The organism is Vibrio sp. RM-69-4 (genome assembly GCF_024743775.1).
GTDB classification, from domain to species: Bacteria; Pseudomonadota; Gammaproteobacteria; order Enterobacterales; family Vibrionaceae; genus Vibrio; species Vibrio anguillarum.
The window spans coordinates 344,612-364,786 of record NZ_JAMQXI010000076.1 but is presented as its reverse complement, the minus strand read 5'-3'; the positions used below and the strand labels follow the sequence as shown (position 1 = coordinate 364,786).

The 20,175-nt window shown below is 46.3% G+C and carries 18 protein-coding genes; all 18 read right to left on the bottom strand.

Going from position 1 to position 20,175, the window contains the following annotated elements; translation table 11 throughout:
* Position 1 precedes the first annotated feature (1 nt).
* The 18 genes from fliL to NB504_RS13815 all read right to left on the bottom strand — a co-directional run bounded on the left by fliL (position 2) and on the right by NB504_RS13815 (position 20,051).
* Complete coding sequence (gene fliL, locus NB504_RS13900) at positions 2-499, bottom strand: flagellar basal body-associated protein FliL (protein WP_013856316.1); 498 nt, start codon at positions 497-499, stop codon at positions 2-4.
* A gap of 33 nt (positions 500-532) precedes the next feature.
* A complete protein-coding gene (locus NB504_RS13895) occupies positions 533-2,578 on the bottom strand; it encodes a flagellar hook-length control protein FliK (protein WP_258429099.1) in 2,046 nt (681 codons plus the stop codon).
* 172 nt (positions 2,579-2,750) lie between these two features.
* A complete protein-coding gene (gene fliJ, locus NB504_RS13890; protein ID WP_010318709.1) occupies positions 2,751-3,203 on the bottom strand; it encodes a flagellar export protein FliJ in 453 nt (150 codons plus the stop codon).
* 3 nt (positions 3,204-3,206) lie between these two features.
* Entirely contained in the window at positions 3,207-4,529 is a 1,323-nt protein-coding gene (fliI, locus tag NB504_RS13885) for a flagellar protein export ATPase FliI (RefSeq protein WP_013856312.1), read from the bottom strand.
* The gene (gene fliH / locus NB504_RS13880; protein WP_094149460.1) at positions 4,529-5,332 is read right to left on the bottom strand and encodes a flagellar assembly protein FliH; all 804 of its coding nucleotides are present in this window, start codon (positions 5,330-5,332) and stop codon (positions 4,529-4,531) included. The genes fliI and fliH overlap by 1 nt, the downstream gene beginning before the upstream one ends.
* Positions 5,333-5,362: 30 nt before the next feature.
* A complete protein-coding gene (gene fliG, locus NB504_RS13875) occupies positions 5,363-6,412 on the bottom strand; it encodes a flagellar motor switch protein FliG (protein ID WP_013856310.1) in 1,050 nt (349 codons plus the stop codon).
* Complete coding sequence (fliF, locus tag NB504_RS13870; protein ID WP_013856309.1) at positions 6,405-8,147, bottom strand: flagellar basal-body MS-ring/collar protein FliF; 1,743 nt, start codon at positions 8,145-8,147, stop codon at positions 6,405-6,407. The genes fliG and fliF overlap by 8 nt, the downstream gene beginning before the upstream one ends.
* Positions 8,148-8,161: 14 nt before the next feature.
* Positions 8,162-8,473 carry a flagellar hook-basal body complex protein FliE gene (gene fliE, locus NB504_RS13865; protein ID WP_026028064.1) on the bottom strand — a complete coding sequence of 104 codons (312 nt, stop codon included), beginning with the start codon at positions 8,471-8,473 and terminating at the stop codon, positions 8,162-8,164.
* Positions 8,474-8,557: 84 nt separating this feature from the next.
* The gene (locus NB504_RS13860; RefSeq protein ID WP_026028065.1) at positions 8,558-9,967 is read right to left on the bottom strand and encodes a sigma-54 dependent transcriptional regulator; all 1,410 of its coding nucleotides are present in this window, start codon (positions 9,965-9,967) and stop codon (positions 8,558-8,560) included.
* Positions 9,967-11,025, bottom strand: coding sequence for a PAS domain-containing sensor histidine kinase (locus NB504_RS13855; protein ID WP_013856306.1), 1,059 nt, complete (start codon positions 11,023-11,025; stop codon positions 9,967-9,969). Before NB504_RS13855 ends, NB504_RS13860 begins: the two co-directional genes overlap by 1 nt.
* A 129-nt stretch (positions 11,026-11,154) precedes the next feature.
* On the bottom strand, positions 11,155-12,621 hold the full coding sequence (locus NB504_RS13850; protein ID WP_017045739.1) for a sigma-54 dependent transcriptional regulator: 1,467 nt from the start codon (positions 12,619-12,621) through the stop codon (positions 11,155-11,157).
* Between the two features lie 248 nt (positions 12,622-12,869).
* Entirely contained in the window at positions 12,870-13,280 is a 411-nt protein-coding gene (fliS, locus tag NB504_RS13845; RefSeq protein WP_010318718.1) for a flagellar export chaperone FliS, read from the bottom strand.
* A 10-nt stretch (positions 13,281-13,290) separates the two neighbouring features.
* Positions 13,291-13,596 carry a flagellar protein FliT gene (locus NB504_RS13840; protein ID WP_258429098.1) on the bottom strand — a complete coding sequence of 102 codons (306 nt, stop codon included), beginning with the start codon at positions 13,594-13,596 and terminating at the stop codon, positions 13,291-13,293.
* A 1-nt stretch (position 13,597) separates the two neighbouring features.
* Positions 13,598-15,598, bottom strand: coding sequence for a flagellar filament capping protein FliD (fliD, locus tag NB504_RS13835; RefSeq protein ID WP_013856303.1), 2,001 nt, complete (start codon positions 15,596-15,598; stop codon positions 13,598-13,600).
* 22 nt (positions 15,599-15,620) lie between these two features.
* Positions 15,621-16,049 (bottom strand): flagellar protein FlaG, encoded by a 429-nt coding sequence (flaG, locus tag NB504_RS13830; protein WP_013856302.1) that lies wholly within the window; start codon positions 16,047-16,049, stop codon positions 15,621-15,623.
* A gap of 74 nt (positions 16,050-16,123) precedes the next feature.
* Positions 16,124-17,254 carry a flagellin gene (locus tag NB504_RS13825; protein WP_026028066.1) on the bottom strand — a complete coding sequence of 377 codons (1,131 nt, stop codon included), beginning with the start codon at positions 17,252-17,254 and terminating at the stop codon, positions 16,124-16,126.
* Positions 17,255-17,540: 286 nt separating this feature from the next.
* The gene (locus NB504_RS13820; protein ID WP_258429097.1) at positions 17,541-18,674 is read right to left on the bottom strand and encodes a flagellin; all 1,134 of its coding nucleotides are present in this window, start codon (positions 18,672-18,674) and stop codon (positions 17,541-17,543) included.
* 243 nt (positions 18,675-18,917) lie between these two features.
* A complete protein-coding gene (locus tag NB504_RS13815; protein ID WP_258429096.1) occupies positions 18,918-20,051 on the bottom strand; it encodes a flagellin in 1,134 nt (377 codons plus the stop codon).
* Between the last annotated feature and the right edge of the window lie 124 nt (positions 20,052-20,175).

Below are 20,175 nucleotides of genomic sequence, written 5' to 3'. Positions count from 1 at the left end.
CCTACTGCATTACAAAATCAGTAAACAACACTTTTTCGATCACAGGTTGCCCAACCGCTTTAGTGAGTGCCGCTTTAATGTCATCGGTCGCCTTATCTCTCAGCTCAATTCGCCCGGTAGGGCTACGAAGCTGTTCCACAGTGGCAGACGCAAAAGTGGCCAGTAAAGAGCTTTCCACTAAAGGTGAATGGTAACGTGCAAGGCTTTCATTTTCAGAACCCCGCACCATCAACTGTACTTTGATTTGCACCAAACGATCTTTCTTATCACCCGTGACGTTAAACACAAACGGCTGTGCAATATTAACGTAAGCCACAGGATCCGTTGGCAAAGCTTGCTGCGCTGCGGGGGCTTGCTCACTCGTGGCTTCACCCTCATCTCCGCTCATCAAAAAGAAAGCTGCACCACCACCAAGCAGTAACACTACGGCAGCAATAATGATAATCAGCAGTTTTTTCTTCCCTTTGGGGGCTTCCGCGCCTAACTCTTCATCGGCCATAATGTTCTCTATGTCGTTATTTTTAATATTAGTTTAAGCGTAATAACTGATTCCATCACGCTTTGATGCGACATTCAAATCAAGTTTGACGTCTGTATCAAGGTTTTCTTCGTCTAAATAGCTTCCGTTGCGCGTCAATTGACCAGATTGGGCATCCCCGTCGGCAGTGTAGCGCGCTTGTTGCTGACCAGCGCTCTGTTGTTGGACAGAGGTCTCACCCAACTGCACACCTTGTTGTGCCAACATTTCTCGTAGCCTTGGCATAGATTGTTCAATCACATCACGTGCTTGATGGTTAGCGACCGTAAAATGAACCGTCGTATGATCACCATTCATATTCATACGAATTTGTAAACGCCCCAATTCCGGTGGATCTAAGCGAATATCGACATGTTTAAGGTTTTTCGACATCATCATTTGCAGCCGTTCCGCCATTTGCTCACTGGCCATTTCTCGGTTAAGCAACAAAGGAGGCTGTTGCGCGGCTTGCAAGTTGTCAGCACGGCTCTGCGTCGCGTTCAAACCATGTTGCCCCAAAGCACTCGAAAGCTGCTGCGCTAATGTGCCCTCTTTTGACTCTTGAGCCGACCCTGCATCATTCACACCCGATAACGCTTTCGCGCCTAATCCGGCTTTGAATAGCGCGGGGTTGAGTGGCAATTCTGCATGGGTTGCAGCTGGTATCGCGGCCGCATTCGCTAACTGTTGTATTTGTACATTGGATAACTCATTGCTTGCTGTCACAAGAGGTGACGATGCTAGTGCGGCTTTGTCTGCCGCCACGGCAGCCTGCATGGTTTGAGATTGTTGCTGAGCTAAGGCTTGCTGAACAGAATGGGCTAATGAAACCGGCGTATTTTTACCCTTGAGGACCGTTTCACTTTGTGCCACATCTAGAGGTAATGCTTGCCCTTCGGCAATAACTGTGTTCGCCCAAGGAATGGCAGCGGCAGTCAATAACGCCTCTGTGGGCAGTCCTTGCAGATCATTTTCCGAATCGGTTTGAGGTGTATTCGTAGATGGAGAGAGTGGCAACTTGCCCTCTGCTAAATTTGTTGTCAATTGTGAATCAAGTGCTTGCGCTTCAACCAAAGGTGATGGCTCTATGGGCATGGTGTTGTCACTTTTTGCCACCGCGTTAACTGCTGCATCGCCAACTTCAGTTGTGGCAAGTAAAATGGCCTCATCTTCTATCGCTTGCGACAAAGCGCTTGCTTGCACTGACTTTGTATCTTGAGGCGGCTGAATGAATTTTCGGACTGATTCCGGCAGGATGAGTTCACCATTCTCTTCGGTCTCTGCGTTTAAGCTTGATGCCGTAGGTGAACCTTCCGCAGCGATCAAACGCTCTTTGCCCTGCTGAATAGGCAGCACACGCTCTGCATCTTGTTCCGTGATGTGCTGATCAGATAATGGAGCTTGCTCATTCACTGACGTCGGTGCTACTGGTTCAGTAGTGGGTTTAGCGAATGCATCCTGTGCTGATATTTGCGCAGCCGCTGGCGCTTTTTTCTCCACTTGATCCGAGGAGTCACCTGCGTTGTCGTCGATTTGCACGTCTACCGGATGAGTGTTTTGTGGCAAGGTTTTGCCGTTTTGGTCAGCAAGTGCTTGATTGGCGCTATTTAAACGGCCAAGGATTTCATCGCCATCGCTCATCACTTGTGCTGTTTTCTGCTGAAGAGCGGAGTCATCAACCTCTGCTGAAGGGGGTGATTTTGTTTGCACGGTAGTAAGATCAGCCTCTTCACTCAATGCCTCACCAAGTTCTTTATCTAACAAGGCATCGCTACTTTGGGCTGCCACGTCATCGGTGAGCACAGCTCCCTCATCCAGCGCCTTAAAGTCGGTTTCTGCCGAAGATTCAGTGCTACGACCCATAATGAGGGCGGTCAGTTTTTCAAAAAAACCTTGAGATTCAGAACCTTCACTCACCGCATCAGAGCCCGCTTTACTCACGCTGGCCATTTTAGAGGTGTCGGATGGTGTTGTAATATTTACATTCATATCCATGATGCTCGCACTAAAAACAGAGGATGACGCGGATTCATTATTGGCCAGTAAGCCATGTTTCATCATTTTTTGACGATGGCGCAGTGGATTAACCTAATGAACTCCGTGATTAGTCAGAAGCAAGAAATGAGCCAAGCCTTCAATATCGATAAGAAAGTATGACACCCATCTTATTGGACACGTTGGCGACTTGAGGCGTCAGTGACTTAAAACTTATTTTGATTAAAACTTATGTTGCTTAAAACTTGTGTTGATTAGAACGTTGCCGACTAAAGAGCAGTGTAGAAAACTCATCCATCTGCTTCTGCTCTCGTTTATCTTGCAGACGTTGCGCTTCTATCTGTTTTTTTTCAATGAGCCATTCGTAAGAGCGTCGCTGTTTTCTCACTTCCATCCAATGCTCTTGGCAGTTCTCTACCTGATTTTTGAAGTGTTGTTCTGCATCTCTTTGTTTGACAAGGGTTTCATCTAACTGGGTAAGAAATCGGTTTAAGTGTCCATATTGGCTCGCCGTCAAACCTGACATGCCGCGCTCCATAAGCTGCTGACAATAATCCAGTCGATATTGTTCAATCTGCGCCAACTGCTTGTAATAGCTCTCTAGCTCATCACGCGATTTAGATAACGCCATCACGGCTTTTTCTTCTTTGTCTTTGGCTTGATCAAGCAAAAACTCGAGTGCGTTATCCATCGATTACCCCACTTGCAAAACGTGCTTGAGCATATTGACGCACATGTCGTAAGGAACCGAATCCTTCATCCCTTGCTGCAAATATTCATCCAGCCTAGGTTTTAGCGTAAATGCACTGTCAATCGCAGGGTCCGTCCCCGGCTTGTAAGCACCGATAGAGACGAGATCTTGATTTTTCCGGCAGATGGAGAGTATTTGACGCACCGCTTTCGACATCAACAGATGTTCATCAGTGGTGATTTGTGGCATGACACGGCTGACCGATTTCTCTACATCAATCGCTGGGTAATGTCCGGCATCGGCCATTTCACGTGATAAAACAATGTGACCATCAAGAATGGCTCGCGATGCATCAGCGATCGGGTCTTGTAGATCATCCCCTTCGGTGAGCACGGTAAAGAAAGCGGTAATCGATCCTTGGTGAGGACCGCCATTTCCCGCTCGTTCAACCAAGGCGGGCAGTTTAGCAAACACCGACGGCGGATAACCTTTTGTGGCTGGCGGCTCACCCACAGATAACGCAATTTCACGTTGCGCTTGGGCAAAACGAGTCAACGAGTCCATGAGTAGCAATACATCTAACCCTTGATCACGAAAATATTCCGCAATCGCTAACGCGGTTTGACAGCCTTTTAAACGCATCAGCGGTGAGGAGTCCGCAGGCGCGGCTACCACCACTGAACGTTGACGTCCATCAACGCCTAAAATCTCTTCTATAAACTCTTTTACTTCGCGGCCACGTTCACCAATCAGCCCCACCACCACCACTTGAGCGGTTGTGCCACGAGTCATCATGCCAAGCGTCACCGACTTACCGACACCAGAACCGGCAAATAAACCAATCCGCTGCCCTTTACCCACCGTCAGTAAACCGTTGATCGCTTTTAGGCCAACGTCCAGAGGTTCTGTTATGGGTTTGCGAGCTAATGGATTGATGGGGTCAGCATTAAACGATGCGCGCTTTTCGGTATAAATAGGCCCCAGCCCATCGAGTGGATTACCGACACCATCAATCACCCGTCCAAGCAGTTCCATCCCGACTGGTAGCCCCGCATCCCCTGTCATTGGAGTAACTTTAGCTCCGGGCAGTACGCCTGTTATCTGTTCGCTGGGCATCAGATAGAGGTTATCGCCAGAAAAGCCAACCACTTCCGCTTCCATTTCTCCGGACATGGTTTCTACTTTACATAAGCTACCAATAGGGGCTTTACAACCGGTAGCCTCAAGGGTTAAACCAACCACACGGACCAGTTTGCCAGATGCCATTGGGCGGCAGGTTAACCCTTCGGTTTTGTATTGACTAAGGCGATCGGCAAGAGACAACACTATTGCTCACCTTGTTGGTGACGATTGGTGCCACAAAAACTTTTCAACACGCTACGAATGCGATCTTCCATTCGATAATTCACACTCGATTCACCTGCTTCAATCTGGACGTCACCGCGATTTAATGCCGGCTCTTTGACCAATGTCCAGTTTCGGAAATCCAGCTCTTTTTCGCCATAAGCAGAATGAATCACTTCAACATCTTCTGGATGGAGTTTTAATGTGATGGCATGACCAGATACAGGCAGGGACTCAACCGACGATTTGACGGTATCTAAGATCACTTGCGGGTTGGTTTGTACCTCAACGTGAACGACTTCTTTGACCAAGGTTAAAACCATATCGACCAGCTGCTTTTCGACTTGGGCATTCATCAACTCTAGCGGTTGAGCAAATTGATTGGCAAGACCAACGAAAATATCAACCTGCTGCTGGATGAGGGTTTGCCCTTCAGCGACACCCTCGGTTTTGCCTTGCTCAACACCTTCTTGGTGTCCTGCAATCAGCCCTTCTTCTTTGCCTTTTTCATAACCTTGTTTGAATCCGGCTTCTTGGCCTTGGTGCAAACCTTCTTGATAAGCCCCTTGTTTGATCTGGCCAATCTCTTCTTCGCTGAGTTGCAGCGGCTCTTCAACCACAGGCTCATCAAAACTTGGCATCCAACCGGGGTCGTAGTTCATTGCCGTTTCTTTGGCTTTTTTATTGATCTCTGCGCCGTAGTCCGGCAACCCCCACTTTTTGGCTTGTTCAATATTAGCGTCTGCATCTAAACGTAAAAAGCCGCGTTTTCTTTCTCCAGACATAATGCTACCTATTGTTGAGTCAGGGTTAGATTATAAGAATTCGTCTGCGCCGCCAGACAGCATAATTTCGCCACTGTCGGCCATACGACGTGCAATCGCCAGAATCTCTTTTTGCGCCGCTTCGACATCTGATACTTTAATCGGAGGCATGGCTTCCAGATCATCTTTCATCATCTCAGCTGCACGTTTTGACATGTTTTTGAAGATCTTCTCGCGCAATGCGTCATCAGCACCTTTAAGTGCTTTTTGCAGTACATCTTGCGGTACATCACGCAGCAATTTTTGAATACCTTGGTCGTCCACTTCGACTAAGTTCTCGAACACGAACATCAGATCTTGGATCTGCGTTGCCATGTCTTCATCTTGCTCACGCATCTGATCCATGAGGATGCCTTCGATATTGTTATCAAGGTAGTTCATGATATCAGCCGCGGCTTTCAAGCCACCAATTTTCGCCGCTTGCGCGCCCGCTTGACCGGCAAATTGTTTCTCCATGATTTCATTCAACTCAGCCAATGCCGAAGGTTGTACTTCTTCAAGGTTGGCAATGCGCATCAATAAGTCTAAACGGTCACGTTCAGCAAACTGTGCCAAAATTTCAGCCGATTGATCCGGTTCTAAATACGATAAAACAATGGTTTGGATTTGTGGGTGTTCATTAACAATGATGCTCGCCACTTGTCGTGGGTCCATCCATTTCAATGAATCCAACCCTTTTGAACCCGTGCCAAGCAAAATTTGATCGACCAAGTTATTGGCTTTATCGGCACCTAATGCAGCGATAAGCGCGTTACGCATAAAGTCTTCGCTGCCCATACCGATATTGGTGTATTTCTGAATATCTTCGAGGAAAGCACGATGCACCGCGCCGACTTTCTCTTGGCTAAGCTCTTTCGCTTTCGCCATCGCGCTACCGACTCGTTGTACCTGTTTAGGTTCAAGATGGCGGATGATGCCAGCGGCGTCCTCTTCGTTTAAGCTCAACAACAAAATAGCCGCTTTTTCATCGCCAGAAATTGTTGAAATATCAACCGATGATTCTGTCACTTCTGTTCCACTCTTATTTTTATTATCAGGCATTTTGCATCCAATTCTTCACTACTTGAGCCGCAAGTTCAGGCTCATTGGCCACTAGAGCACGCACCGCTTTCAGTACATCCTCATCCTTGTGTAAGTTTGGCAAATCAATACCGGAACCAAACTCAAAGAGATCACCGCCGTCAATACCACTGCCAATTAAACTGGTTTCACCATCAGCACCAATCGGTAAACCATCAGGTCCGTACATTGGATCATCATCATCCGCAGCAGGGTTGAGCAGTTTTTTCAGCGCAGGGCGAACCAGCACCAGCACCACAACCACAATAACCAAGGCACTAGCAAACCAGCGTACCCAATCGTTGAAGTTTGGATGCTCCCAAATAGGGACATCAACCATTGACTCAACTTCAGGCACGGCAAATTGCATGCTCAAGACATTCAACAAATCGCCACGGTTTTCATCAAAGCCAACCGTCCCAATCAATACTTGTCGCACGGCGCTAATTTCACTTTCGCTCAGGGGAGTATAGGTGACTTCGCCAGTCTCTGGGTTAACCGATGGTCGGTTTTTAATCGCCACCGCAACGGTTTGGCGATTCACCACACCCGATTGTTTGCGTTCATGACTGATGGTGGTATCGAGTTCAAAATTGCGCGTGGCTTCTTTATGGACCGAACCTTGCCCAAGTACCGAGCCATCTTTCATCTGCGCAACGTCTTGTGGGATAGAAGCATCCGCAGGTGGCTGATTACTTAATGCACCTGGAACGCCAGCCACCACATTGCCGTTGTTATAGTCTTCAAGCGTATATTCGCTGCGTGTCGCTGGCGTATTCGGGTCAAAGCGTTTACGCGTTTGTTCAATGGCACTGAAATCCAGTTGGATATCCACTTGGGCGGTGTAATTACCAAAGCCTAGAATTGGGATTAATACCGAATCAATTTTGTCACGCAGCGCCTCTTCTTGCTTGCGTTCAAGTTCTTGTTCTTTACGACGGGCTGACGACACAGGATCTTGAGAGCCTGAGCTGAGCAGCCGACCATGTTGATCAGTCACGGTAATTCGATTGGGTTTCATCCCTGGCACGGCACTGGCGACCATATCGACAATAGAGTCGACCTCTTCTTGTTTGAGGTTAGCACCAGTTCGCAAGGTAAGAAATACGGAGGCAGAAGCATCTTGGTTATGACGAACAAATACGCTTTGCTTAGGCAGTGCCAATAACACACGAGCTTTGTTGACGAGCTTCATCTCTTCAATCGCTTTGGCAAGCTGACGTTCACGGCTAAGTTTAAGGCGCTCTTGCTCAAGGCGCTGAGAAACACCAAAGCCCATGTCTTGCATCAAGATTTCATCGCCCGCTTGCTTGTTTTGATTTAACCCTGCACGGACGAGGTTGAGTTTTAAGCTGTTGTATTCACTGGATGGCACTAAGATAGTATTACCATCTAATTTGTAGGTCAGTTTCTGCTGATCAAGATAATCGAGGACAGGAATAAGTTCTTCGGTTTCATAAGCGCCAAGCGGGCGCATTTCAGGTTCTCGAACCCAAAAGAACAACATGACAATCAGTGCCACACAGATGGAAATAGAGAGGACTAACACCACCTGGCGCAACAAGTCCAAGTCGCCCATCGCAAAATCACTTTTGGATGAACTCTTCTCTTCAAGATCTGGGTTTTGCGTGTCCATGTCTAGATCTGAGCTCGCCATTAAAGCGTGGTCAGAACCACTGGTCACGGTAAGATCGGTTGTTTGCTTATCTTCTGCCACGGCGGCTACCTAATTTATACGGGCATATTCATGAGTTCTTTGTAGGCGTCGACAAGTTTATTTCGAACTTGAATCGTCGCTTCAAAGGCTACACTCGACTTATTACGAGCAATCATCACATCCGATAGTGAGACATTTTCATCTCCCCGATCAAAGCGGGTTTGTAAATTACCTGAGGTCTTTTGCAAACTGTTCACGTTATTAATGGCTTTGGAAAGCATGTCGCCAAAATCAGCACTCACACTTTGTCCAGTTGCCGTAGGACGAGCATTGGTTGCTTCCAACATCATTGTTTGCATTTCGCTGTTTAAACCATCAAGTCTCATTGCTACCTCTAACGCCAAATCTTTGACTGCTGTGCTGCTTCTTTCTGTGATGCAGCAATTTATATGCCATCACCCACTTTGGGGTTAATTCGGGATATCAATTCCTGCATCACGCATTTTCGCTAATTTATAACGCAGTGTCCTAGGGCTAATTCCGAGCTTGTCAGCCATCTCTTTACGGCGGCCTTGGCACTCGACTAAAGTATCCATGATAATGGTGTACTCTTGATCTCTCAGCTCATCACCCAATGCAGCGCCATTGTTATTAAACAGCTTGTTCACTTCGGCTTGTGCTACAGGCTTAATCTCTGGTGTGGCAATATCGCTGCGCTCTACGACTTGTTGCAGGCTGCTAGCATCTTGCCAATCAACCCCTTCCAACAAGATATGTTCACTTGCAATGTCTCCTTGCTCGCTCAAGATCAGCGCGCGTTGCACGACGTTATCAAGTTCACGGACGTTGCCCGGCCAAGCGTAACTAAGCAACTTGTTAATGGCTTGCGGCGCGATACGAGGCACAGGTAAACCAAGCTTAGTGCAGTGACGCTCTACAAGGTGGTGAGCCAGCGGTTCAATATCCCCTTTGCGGTCACGTAGCGCTGGCCATGAGATTGGGAAGACGTTGAGGCGATAATATAAATCATCACGGAAATTGCCTTCCTGCACATACTGCTTTAGGTCGCGGTTGCTGGTCGCCAATACGCGGACATCAAGCTTAATGCTTTTACGCCCCCCCAAGCGTTCCACTTCACGCTCTTGGAGTACACGCAGCAGTTTTGCTTGTAGGTTCAGATCCATCTCGCTGATCTCATCGAGTAAAATGGTGCCACCTTGTGCTTGTTCAAATTTGCCCGGACAAGCTTGTACCGCTCCTGTAAATGCCCCTTTTTCATAACCAAATAAGGTGGCTTCGAGCATGTTGTCTGGAATGGCGGCGCAGTTGATCGCCACAAATGGCCCATCTTTACGCGGAGATGAGTTATGAATGTAGCGAGACATGACCTCTTTTCCTGAGCCACTTGGGCCCAAAATCATGACGTTAGCATCGGTTTTTGCCACTTTGTCGGCAAGTGACAATAAGCGCAGGCTTTTCTCATCGGCAACAACCGCATCACCGTTATCATCCGATTTCACTGGCGCGTAACGGCTAACCATGTTGAGCAGCACTTCGGGGGCAAAGGGTTTTGCCATGTAATCAATGGCGCCCTCTTTCATCGCCGAGACCGCATCTTCAATATTGGCGTACGCCGTCATCAGCAACACGGGTAAATTAGGCCAATGCTGTTTGATGTTGCGCAGCAGTGCAAGGCCACCCATGCCAGCCATTTGAACGTCAGAGACAACAATATCAACAGGATGTGCTTTGAGTTTAATCAGTGCATCTTCGGCGCAATCAGCTTCCAGCCATTCATAACCGGCCAGCGCCAAAGTATCGACTAACGCTTCGCGTAGACCTTCATCATCTTCAACGATTAAGACTTTGCTTTGAGCCATCATCCTTCTCCAGTCTCTGTTGGTGAAGAAGGGGCATGACGCTCGAGTGGAATGCACATAGTAAAGCAAGCACCCTCCCCTTCTTCTGAAATTAATTCCAATCGCCCATCATGGGCGCGGCAGACCATTTGTACCACCGCTAACCCTAACCCCGTTCCTTGTGAGCGAGTGGTAAAAAACGGTTCCATAATTTTACTTTGCAGCGCAGCAGGGACTCCCGGGCCACTGTCTTGTACCGAGATTTTCAGCTCACCATTTACCGGGCGAAAAAAGACATCAATTTGCGACGCCTTACCCGCAATTTGTATTGCGTTCATCACTAAGTTACTCAGTGCAGAGGCAATGGCATTTGCATTACCTAACACCACAGTCCCTTCTTGTTCCACTTCCTGATGATAATCAATTGCGCTATTTTTTAATGCCGTTTCCACCATGGGAACAAATTCGCTGACCAAGTCTGTCACTGTAAACGGCTGAATGACTTTATTGTCACCACCTTTGGCAAACAACAACATATCATTGACTTGTTTTTCAAGATCATGAAGCCTATCCATCAGCTTAGACTGAAAACGCTCTCTTGTAGCGTTTGGCAAGTTAGGCGCACCTAAATTTGAGGCATAGAGCATGGCACTGGATAACGGTGTGCGAACTTGGTGTGCCAAAGACGCCACCATTCGACCGAGTGAGGATAAGCGCTGTAAATCACTGATGCGTGATTGAAGTAACCGAGTTTCGGTTAAATCGGTGATTAATATCAATTGGCCTGTTGCTGATGCTGAAATGGCTAATCTCACTTTACGACCATTGCGCAGCGAGATTTCATGCCCATCATCTTCTCTCGGCGCAAAAGCACTTTGAATGACGGAATACCATTTTTCACCCGCCAATGGGACTTGCAATAACCGCTGAGCTTCAGGGTTAGCTTCTCTGACTACGCCTTGAGTATCGAGCAAAATGACGCCAGCAGGCATCACATCAAGAACCTGTTTATAGCGCTCAACTTGATCCTCTACAGAATCCAAGTGAGATTGATTAATGGGTGTGTCAGGAGACTGCATGTCGAAATTCTACCTATAAAACAACAATAGCCTAACACGCAAAATACATGCCAGGCTATTTTTCTTTAAAATCAAAGAATTAATCCATTGCCAATATATTGACTAAACTTTACCCATGCTGTTTTTGAATCACCGTTGCATATTGTATTTACGCATTTTTTCAACCAAGGTCGTACGGCGCATACCCAGCATATCAGCGGCACGCGCTACCACTCCGCCTTGAGCTTCAAGGGCTTGGTTGATCATATTGACTTCCAAGTCCGCCAATAGCTCTTTCAAATTCACGCCTTCAGGAGGCAATGACTGCGGTGCGTTGAGATTTTCGTGCATCTCTTCGACGTCTTCAAAACTGAAGTTTTCAGAGAAAATACCCGCCAGCACATCACGTTCTTGGTCTTCAACAGAACCATAAGAGCTGTGCTCTGGTTGGAATTCTGGAATATCACTATAGCGGTATTTAGTTGGTAAATGATTGACGTCGACGAGACTATTTGGATAGAGAATGATCATCCGCTCAACTAAATTCGCTAGCTCACGAACATTGCCCGGCCAATTATGTTCCATTAACGAATTGACTGCTCGCGGGGTAAAACAAAATGGCTGTCCACCTTCCGCTTCCATACGTGTCATGAGTTCTTGTAACAGCAATGGGATGTCGTCTTTGCGATCTTTTAGCGCTGGCATTTCAATTGGGAAAACATTGAGTCGATAGTAAAGATCTTCACGAAATGATTCATCATCAATCATGTTTTCTAAATTGCGGTGAGTCGCTGACACCACACGCACATTCACTTTAATGGTGGTGTTACCGCCCACACGTTCAAAGCAGCGTTCTTGTAACACACGCAACAACTTTACCTGCATCGACATCGGCATATCACCGATCTCATCGAGAAATAAAGTACCGCCTTCGGCAAGCTCAAAACGACCTTTACGCGCGGTTATCGCTCCGGTAAACGCCCCTTTTTCATGACCAAATAATTCACTTTCAAGTAAATCAGCCGGAATCGCACCACAGTTAATCGGCACAAACGGACCGTTGCGGCGTGCAGAATGATAATGGATGTTACGCGCAACCACTTCTTTGCCCGTTCCAGATTCACCTAAGATCAACACATTAGCTTCTGTGCCTGAGACTTGCTCAATCAAATGGCGAACTTCTTGGATACCATGACTTTGGCCTACAAGGCTACGAAATAAGGTATTCTTACGCGATGTAGAGGGAACTTGCACGCCTTTGCGTCCTAAAAATTCTTTGCAATGTCGTAATGCGTCACTCAGTTGAGGGTAATTAAGAGGTGACTCAAGTTCACCGACGTATTGAGTAAATTCTTCCAATGAATATGGCTGCTTGTTTGCCATTAGAAGTGGAATATAATTGGCCTTAGTCAACCACTGAGCTATCTCATCAGTTAACTGCTCACTTTTTAGCGATCCAATAATGCAGCCCCCCCACAATCTTGAACAATCAATATCCTTGATTTGGGATGACTCGATCGCCTCGCAGTGCTCTCCAACAAATTCTAAAATGTTACTTAGATTGAGACGGATCTGCGGATCGTCTTCTATCACAAGCAGTTTTGCTAAACCTTGCATAGGTGAGAATATTTGCCTTAAATCAGAGAAATTGTGGCCGCACTTCTGAAAATCGTTATTCAGTTTTGTTTTTCTATAATCACTTGATTAAACGATAGACAATTTGTGGAATTCAGCAACAAAAAAAGCCATTAGGCTAGTAATGGCTTCTATTCTATGGAATAAAAAAAATAAGGCAACCAAGCAATGAGCTGGTGTGACATCAGTTAAAACTTTAAAAAATAAGTGCCTAAAGTTTTATAAATAACTTATATGCCCACTTCGCTTGCCGTTAGATTGTGGTATTCAGGAGGGATTTGATCCCATGCTGATTTAATTTCTCGAATGATGTCGATCACATCATCCAGTGGTTGCGGGTCATTTTGATGATTCGCTTCGGTGATCTGAGTGATCATAAATTCATAAAGCTGATCTAAATTTTTTGCAATATCCCCGCCATCACTCATCGATAAGCAACTGCGTAAGCTAATAATGATATCCAATGCTTTACCAAGGCGTTCACCCTTACTTGGAATATTGCCCTGTAGCATTGCTGCTTTTGCTTGAATAAGGCGTTCAATGGCACCCGCCATCAACATTTGTACGACTTTATGCGGCGAGGCCGCACTGAGCTGGCTATCCACTGATACCTTTTTGTATGCCTGTAAAGAACCGCGCATAGTCTTCCTCTTATAAAAACTTTTTGTATTGCTGAACGGATTTATTACCGTGTCGGTATTTTTGGAGCGTTCTACCGATCTCGACCGTTTTTGACTGCATCAGTTCAACAAGATGTTTAGTTTCATCAATAGCCTCTCGCCATTGGCTCGACATTGCAAACTGTGGATTTACTGACGCATGCGTCAGTAAGTTTTGCAATATCCGTTCCCTTTTATCGACAAGATGATTGATTTCTTCAGTATTAATTTCATCAATGACAAGCATTGCTCTTATTTGGTGATCTAGATCACTTAAAAGGTCGAGTTGCTGTTCCATATCAGCCGCCTAACGCATTCATCATACCAGCTAATTGGTTCTGCATTTTACTGGTCGCGTCTTGCATTGCTGAAAACTTAGAATGCGTTCGCTTCTCCAAACTGTCCATGCGGCGATCAAGTGCCGCTTGGTCGTCCGCCACACGGTAGTTGCGTTCTACTAAGCTTTTTTCGCGTGTGCGAATCGACCCTGTCACCCCCGTCATGCTCTGAATAGCATCTTCAACCCGTTTGGCAAATCCTTGGTTTCCACCAAAGAACTCACCTAGCTTATTAAAGTTGTTATTGAGTTGGCGATCTAGCATGTCGTAGTTAATTTCAAGTGTCCCTTGTCGTGTGGTGGTAATACCAAACTCAATCAGACTTTTGATCTCTTCTGGAGCCTGCTCAATTCTAGTCGAAAAAACACTACGTAGGCGAGAGTCTGCACTGCGCACAATACTGTCACCCGCCAGTGGCCCAGCTTGGCCAGTCCGAGGGTCAACGCCTCCAAGTTCTTTAGAGACCTGATAAAACTGATTATACGCCGCGACAAATTGTTCAATATCATCGCGCACAGTTTTGCGGTCATATTCGATGCCAATTTCAGCCGGTGGTTTGCCTTTGGCCGTTTGCCCTTTAAGGGTCAAATCAACCCCTTCAATCGCATCTTCAATCACGTTGTTGTTGCTAGAAAGGGTCGCCACACCGTCCAAAACCACCACGGAATCTTGGCCTGCTTGTACTTGAGTCATACCTTGATAGGCGTCAAACGATGCTTGTGCCGCTCTAAGTTCAGCATCTGCTTTGTCCACTTTATCTAAATACTCACGCTCTTGCGGGTCAAGCTTTTCACGCTCTTTCTGCTTGGCTTGCTCTGGCGTCAGTTCACCACTACGCACCGCCGCCGCAACCGCGGCTTTTTCAGCTGCTAATTGCTGTTCAAGCTTGGCTTGCGCTTCTTTGGGGGTGACATAGGAGTCAACCAAAGTACCAGAAGCAGTATTGGTCCAACCGGGCACATCTGGCGCTTTTTCTAACGCGGTTGCATCAAGCTCTGGCTCAGGTTCATAGTAGGAATCGAGCAAGGTGCCAGAGGCGGTTTCAGTCCACCCTGGAATACGATCTTGCGGTTTCAGATATTTATTGGCAGCAACACCGGCGGCAGCAGCAGCTTTGACAGCGGCGTCGGTTAATTCACCGGCAGCATTAGCAACTTTACCGTCGGCAGCTACTTGCCCGGCGACTTCTTGAACACCACTCGCCATACTTTGGTCAACTTCGCGTGCCGCCGCACCTATTTTCTCGGCGACCTTTGCAGCGATAGCTTGTTGAGCTGGCGTGAGTGGTGCAATGATTTGTTGCGCCGCAGCGCGTGCTTTTTCTAAATCTTTAACGCGCTCTTCCAGCGTTTTGTATTCTAGATTTTTGAGCGGATTTCCGGCATCAGACTGAGCATTAATTTTAATGTCATGATCTTTTCCAGATAGATTAGAGGCCACAATCAAACGTGGTCCTTCAACATCATTGATTACCGAAGCACGAACTCCGGGATTGGTTTTAGTGCTGTTGATACCGCGAACGATATCAATCAATTTTGAATTGGCTTGGACATCAACATCAAACTTCTGATCACCAAGTGAAATCTGCAGCTTACCAGGACCAAACTTTGCCTCTTTATCTAAAACATCCGAGGCAACTTTATGGCTCTGTGCAAGCTGCAACACATCGATAGCATATTTACCTGCTATTGCGTCAGTGGTGGCTGTCGCGGAGACGACGTTTTCATCAGTAGTATCGACTTTTCGCAAAGCGAAAGCCTTCTCCTGACGAAAATTCGTCATAAGATTTTTCATCGTATCCAGCGACTCTTTGAGCCGGCCGTAGGCACTGATACTGGCATCAATTTGGCCAAGCTCATTATCAATACGTTGCTGCTTAGGAACGCGCTCTGCATTGACAATTTTGCTGACCAAGGAATTGATATCCATGCCAGTATTCATACCCATCGGGCCTAAGCTCATTAAATCACCTCAAAAACTACGATTACACCTTAGCAACCAATAAACCTGTACTGTGGTCTTTTTGTCTGGCAAGGCGTCGCAAAACCTCTAGCATTTCCTCGTTCGGGATCTGACGAATAATGTCACCAGTACTGGCTTCATAAATCGTCACAACATCCCGTCCTGATTCTTCATCGACTCTAAACGCTAAGTCTTTGTTGATAGATGAGATAAATTCATTCATCTGCTCTACCATCTTGGCTCTTTCCGATTTGTTGATCTGCTCTCGTTGCTGTGCAAGCTCGATTGCCGCTTCAACGCTTTGGTTTTGCCTATTTCTTAACTGTTCAGTACGATTCACCTCATTTTGTTTCGAGGAAGCGCGTGTCGCGCCATCGTTTTCTGAAGCAAATTTAATGCCACTTTGCGAGCCGTAAGGCTGGATGTTCGATGTGTAGGATGGTATTTCCATAACAATCTCCCTTCCACCTCATAGGTTGGCAGTGAAAACACTGCTTTCCCCACAAAGCTCCATTCGCCTATCGGTTAACCCAATAGACTAAGAGCTGCAGATGGTGACTGCTTCGCCTGTGCCAAAACTGACGTACTCGCTTGCTGCAAAATCTGCGACTTCGTCATTTGGGTTGTTTCACGGGCATAATCAGTATCCTTAATTCGACTACGAGAAGCGTTGACGTTCTCGTTGATGTTATCAAGGTTACTGATGGCATGACCGAAACGGTTCTGGAATGCACCTAACGAGGCGCGTTGGCTATCAACGGCCTTTAGTGCACCATCAATCAAAGCTACAGCTTCCTGAGAGCCGCCAACCGTTGTGACATTGATGTCTTTGACGGTTACGTCTTTACCTGCAGCAAAACCAATTTCAGTACCCAGTCCACCACCAATAGTGACATCGCTTGAGACTTTTTGATTGGCGGCAAACAGTTGCAGTTTACCTTCATCACCGACTGAAGCTTTGATGTCACCATTTTGACCATTAATGTAAGTAGCGACCTCTTCTAAGTCATCACCCGCTTTAGCGTTAATGGTGACTTCGCGAGCTTCTCCTTGTTTATCAGTATAGCTCAGAGTCAGATCCGTCGCATTGGTGACTGACCAGTCAGGCGCTTTGCCATTTGTCGCGACATAACTCTTACCGCCCATCGCTTTTGTGTCAGAACGCATGTCGCTCATGGAAAGCATCACAGCTTCACCAGAATCGGCACCAATTTGGAAAGACTTATTACCAAACGAACCATTTAGCAGTTTATTACCACCAAACGAGGTTGTTTCAGCAATACGGTTTAATTCATCATTGAGTGCTGAGACTTCCTCTTGGATCGCTTGGCGTTCTGAACTTGAGTTAGAACCGTTTGCTGATTGCAAAGAAAGATCTCGCATACGTTGCAAGATGTTGGTGGTTTCATTCATTGCACCCTCTGCGGTTTGTGCAATGGAAATACCATCATTTGCGTTTCTTACCGCCATATCTAAGCCACGGCTTTGTGACGTTAAACGGTTTGAGATTTGTAGACCCGCTGCATCATCACGCGCGCTATTGATTTTATAGCCCGATGACAGACGCTCCATCGATTTCTGCGTACCATCAGCGGCGTTATTTAAATAACGCTGTGCGGTCATTGCAGACACGTTAGTGCTTACATTAATTGCCATATTGATCTCCTTAGGCATTGTGTTGATGTACTTCCGTGTCTCTCACCTCACGTCGGTACACCTCATTTCTCTCGTATCCTTTAACGGCGAAAGATTTATATCCTTTAGAAAAAAATAAGCCTTTTTTTAAAATTTATGCAGCGAGCATGAGAAATGTGATTAGCGTCAAAAAGTAAGAAAGATAATGCTGCATCGACTAACACTTTTTCCACTTTGCCACTAAGCAAAAAAAATCCAGCCGAGGCTGGATTTTCATTAAGAATAACTCTTGAGCTATTGGGCTCTTTTAGCCAAGTAAGCTAAGTGCCGCTTGTGGCGCTTGTTTTGCTTGAGCCAGCACTGAGCTTGATGCTTGAGAAAGAATTTGCGACTTAGTAAGCGCTGTTGTTTCTTTGGCAAAGTCAGTATCTTTAATACGGCTCTTAGAAGCACTCACGTTTTCGTTAATGTTATCTAAGTTGCTGATTGCATGGCTAAAGCGATTTTGGAATGCACCTAATTGTGCGCGATGGCTATCTACAAATTGCAGTGCAGCATCAACAATGGCAACCGATTCTTGAGCTCCCCCCACAGAGGTCACATCAATGACATCTACGGTAACAGCTTGACCAGCTTGTATGCCGAGCTCACCAGCAAGACCGCCTGCGAATGTTACAGGGCCTTCTACTTTATTACTGCCAGCGAAGACTTGTAGTTTTCCTTCATCATCAACTGATGCTTTCACCATATCAGTTTGGCCGTTGATGTAAGTCGCCAACTCTTCAATATCATCGCCTTCTTTAGCTGAGATATTGATAGTCTGATCTGTACCTGAAGTATCTTTCAGTGTGATTTGTAGATCGTTGCTGCCGGCTTGAACTGACCAATCTTTATCTTTGCCGTTCGCCGCTTGGTAGCTTGTGCCGCCCATCATAGCATTGTCACTACGCATGTTGTTTAGGCTAAGCATGACGGCTTCACCGTTATCCGCACCGATTTGGAATGACTTAGTTTCAAAAGTACCGTTAAGTAATTTGTTACCACCAAATGATGTGGTTTCTGCAATACGGTTTAACTCGTCATTCAGAGCGGTGACTTCTTCTTGAATCGCTACACGGTCTGCTTTTGAGTTTGAGCCGTTAGCTGATTGTAGTGACAAGTCACGCATACGTTGCAAAATGTTGGTCGTTTCATTCATCGCACCCTCAGCGGTTTGTGCAATAGAAATACCGTCATTCGCATTACGTACTGCTACGTCAAGACCGCGGCTCTGAACATTCAAACGGTTAGAGATTTGTAGGCCTGCCGCATCATCTTTTGCGCTGTTGATTTTAAAGCCAGAAGATAGGCGTTCCATTGATGTTTGTTGTGCATTGCTAGCGCCGTTTAGGTAACGCTGTGCTGTCATCGCTGATACGTTGGTATTTACATTAACTGCCATGGTGATTACTCCAATTGATTTTCCGATGTTTCCGGTTTCCGACGTCTCGGAAAACCAAATAGTTCTCTCAAAGTTACTTTTTATAACGGCGGTATTTTCCAAAGCTTGAGGATTTTTTTTCAATTTTCTTAAAAAAAATGTGTTTAGTGTAAAAAACAGGACGAGAGGTCAAAAACCCACCAAAAAGGTAATAATTTCGCTAAAGATTTGTTAGTAAAAGTCGATAAGTGTTGCTTTTTATCGCTAGCGAAGTAAGGCCAATGCTAGGTTTGGCTGTTTTTTCGCTTGCGCAAGAATAGAGGTACTGACTTGTTGTAGGATTTGCTGTTTTACCATTTGGGTGGTCTCTTTCGCATAGTCCGTATCTTTAATTCGACTGTTTGAAGAAGCGAGGTTTTCATGTACGTTGTCGAGGTTGTTGATGGCGTGGTTAAAACGGTTTTGCAACGCGCCTAACTCAGAGCGATGGCTATCAACGTACTGCATTGCGGTATCAATGACGGCAACCGCCCGCTGCGCACCACCGACTTCGGTAATATCAAGAGTGTCTACTGCTTCATATCCCGTCACATTCATTTGCAACTGATTGGCTAAGCTACCTTTAAAATCAATAGTCCCAGAGGTTTCTTTACCCGCCATGAACAGCTGTAGCTGTCCTTTGTCGTTGACTGACGCCGATACTTTATCGGTTTGCCCATTGATGTAGGTTGCCAACTCTTCAATATCGTCCCCTACTTTTGCTTGGATTTGAATGTTGTGCTGTTTTTCCTTGGCGTCGGTATAGCTCATGGTGAGCTGCCGATTATCTTGTGTCACCTGCCACTGGCTACCCGCCATGCCTGCCGCAACATAGCTAAAGCCCCCCATATCCAAACTGTCTGAACGCATGTTTTTTAACGAAACTTGCACTGCTTCGCCAGAGCTCGCCCCTATCTGAAATGAGGATTGACCAAACGAACCGTTCAGTAACTTACGACCACCAAAAGAGGTGGTTTCAGCAATTCGGTTTAATTCATCGTTCAAGGCGCTCATTTCTTCCTGTAAAGCTTGCCTATCCGCTTTACTGTTCGCGCCATTCGCCGACTGCAAAGAGAGATCTCGCATACGCTGAAGCAGGCTGGTGGTCTCTTGCATTGCACCTTCAGCAGTCTGCATGATTGAAATGCCATCATTAGCATTGCGTACAGCGACATCTAAGCCCCTCATTTGCGACTCAAGGCGATTCGAAATTTGTAAACCTGCAGCATCATCTTTGGCACGATTAATACGCTTCCCGGAAGCAAGACGCTCCAAAGATTGATTCAACATTTCGCTTGCTGAGCCTAAGTGGCGCTGCGCAATCAAAGCGGAAACATTGGTATTAACGGTAATTGCCATAACAGACCCATGCCATAGAATGAATGAATGATCTCTTTATCGGACAGTAAACGCTTTTCTTTACATAAAATGCTTAAAAAGAAAAACCGAGCACAAGGCTCGGTCCGATGATAGGGCAATGTTG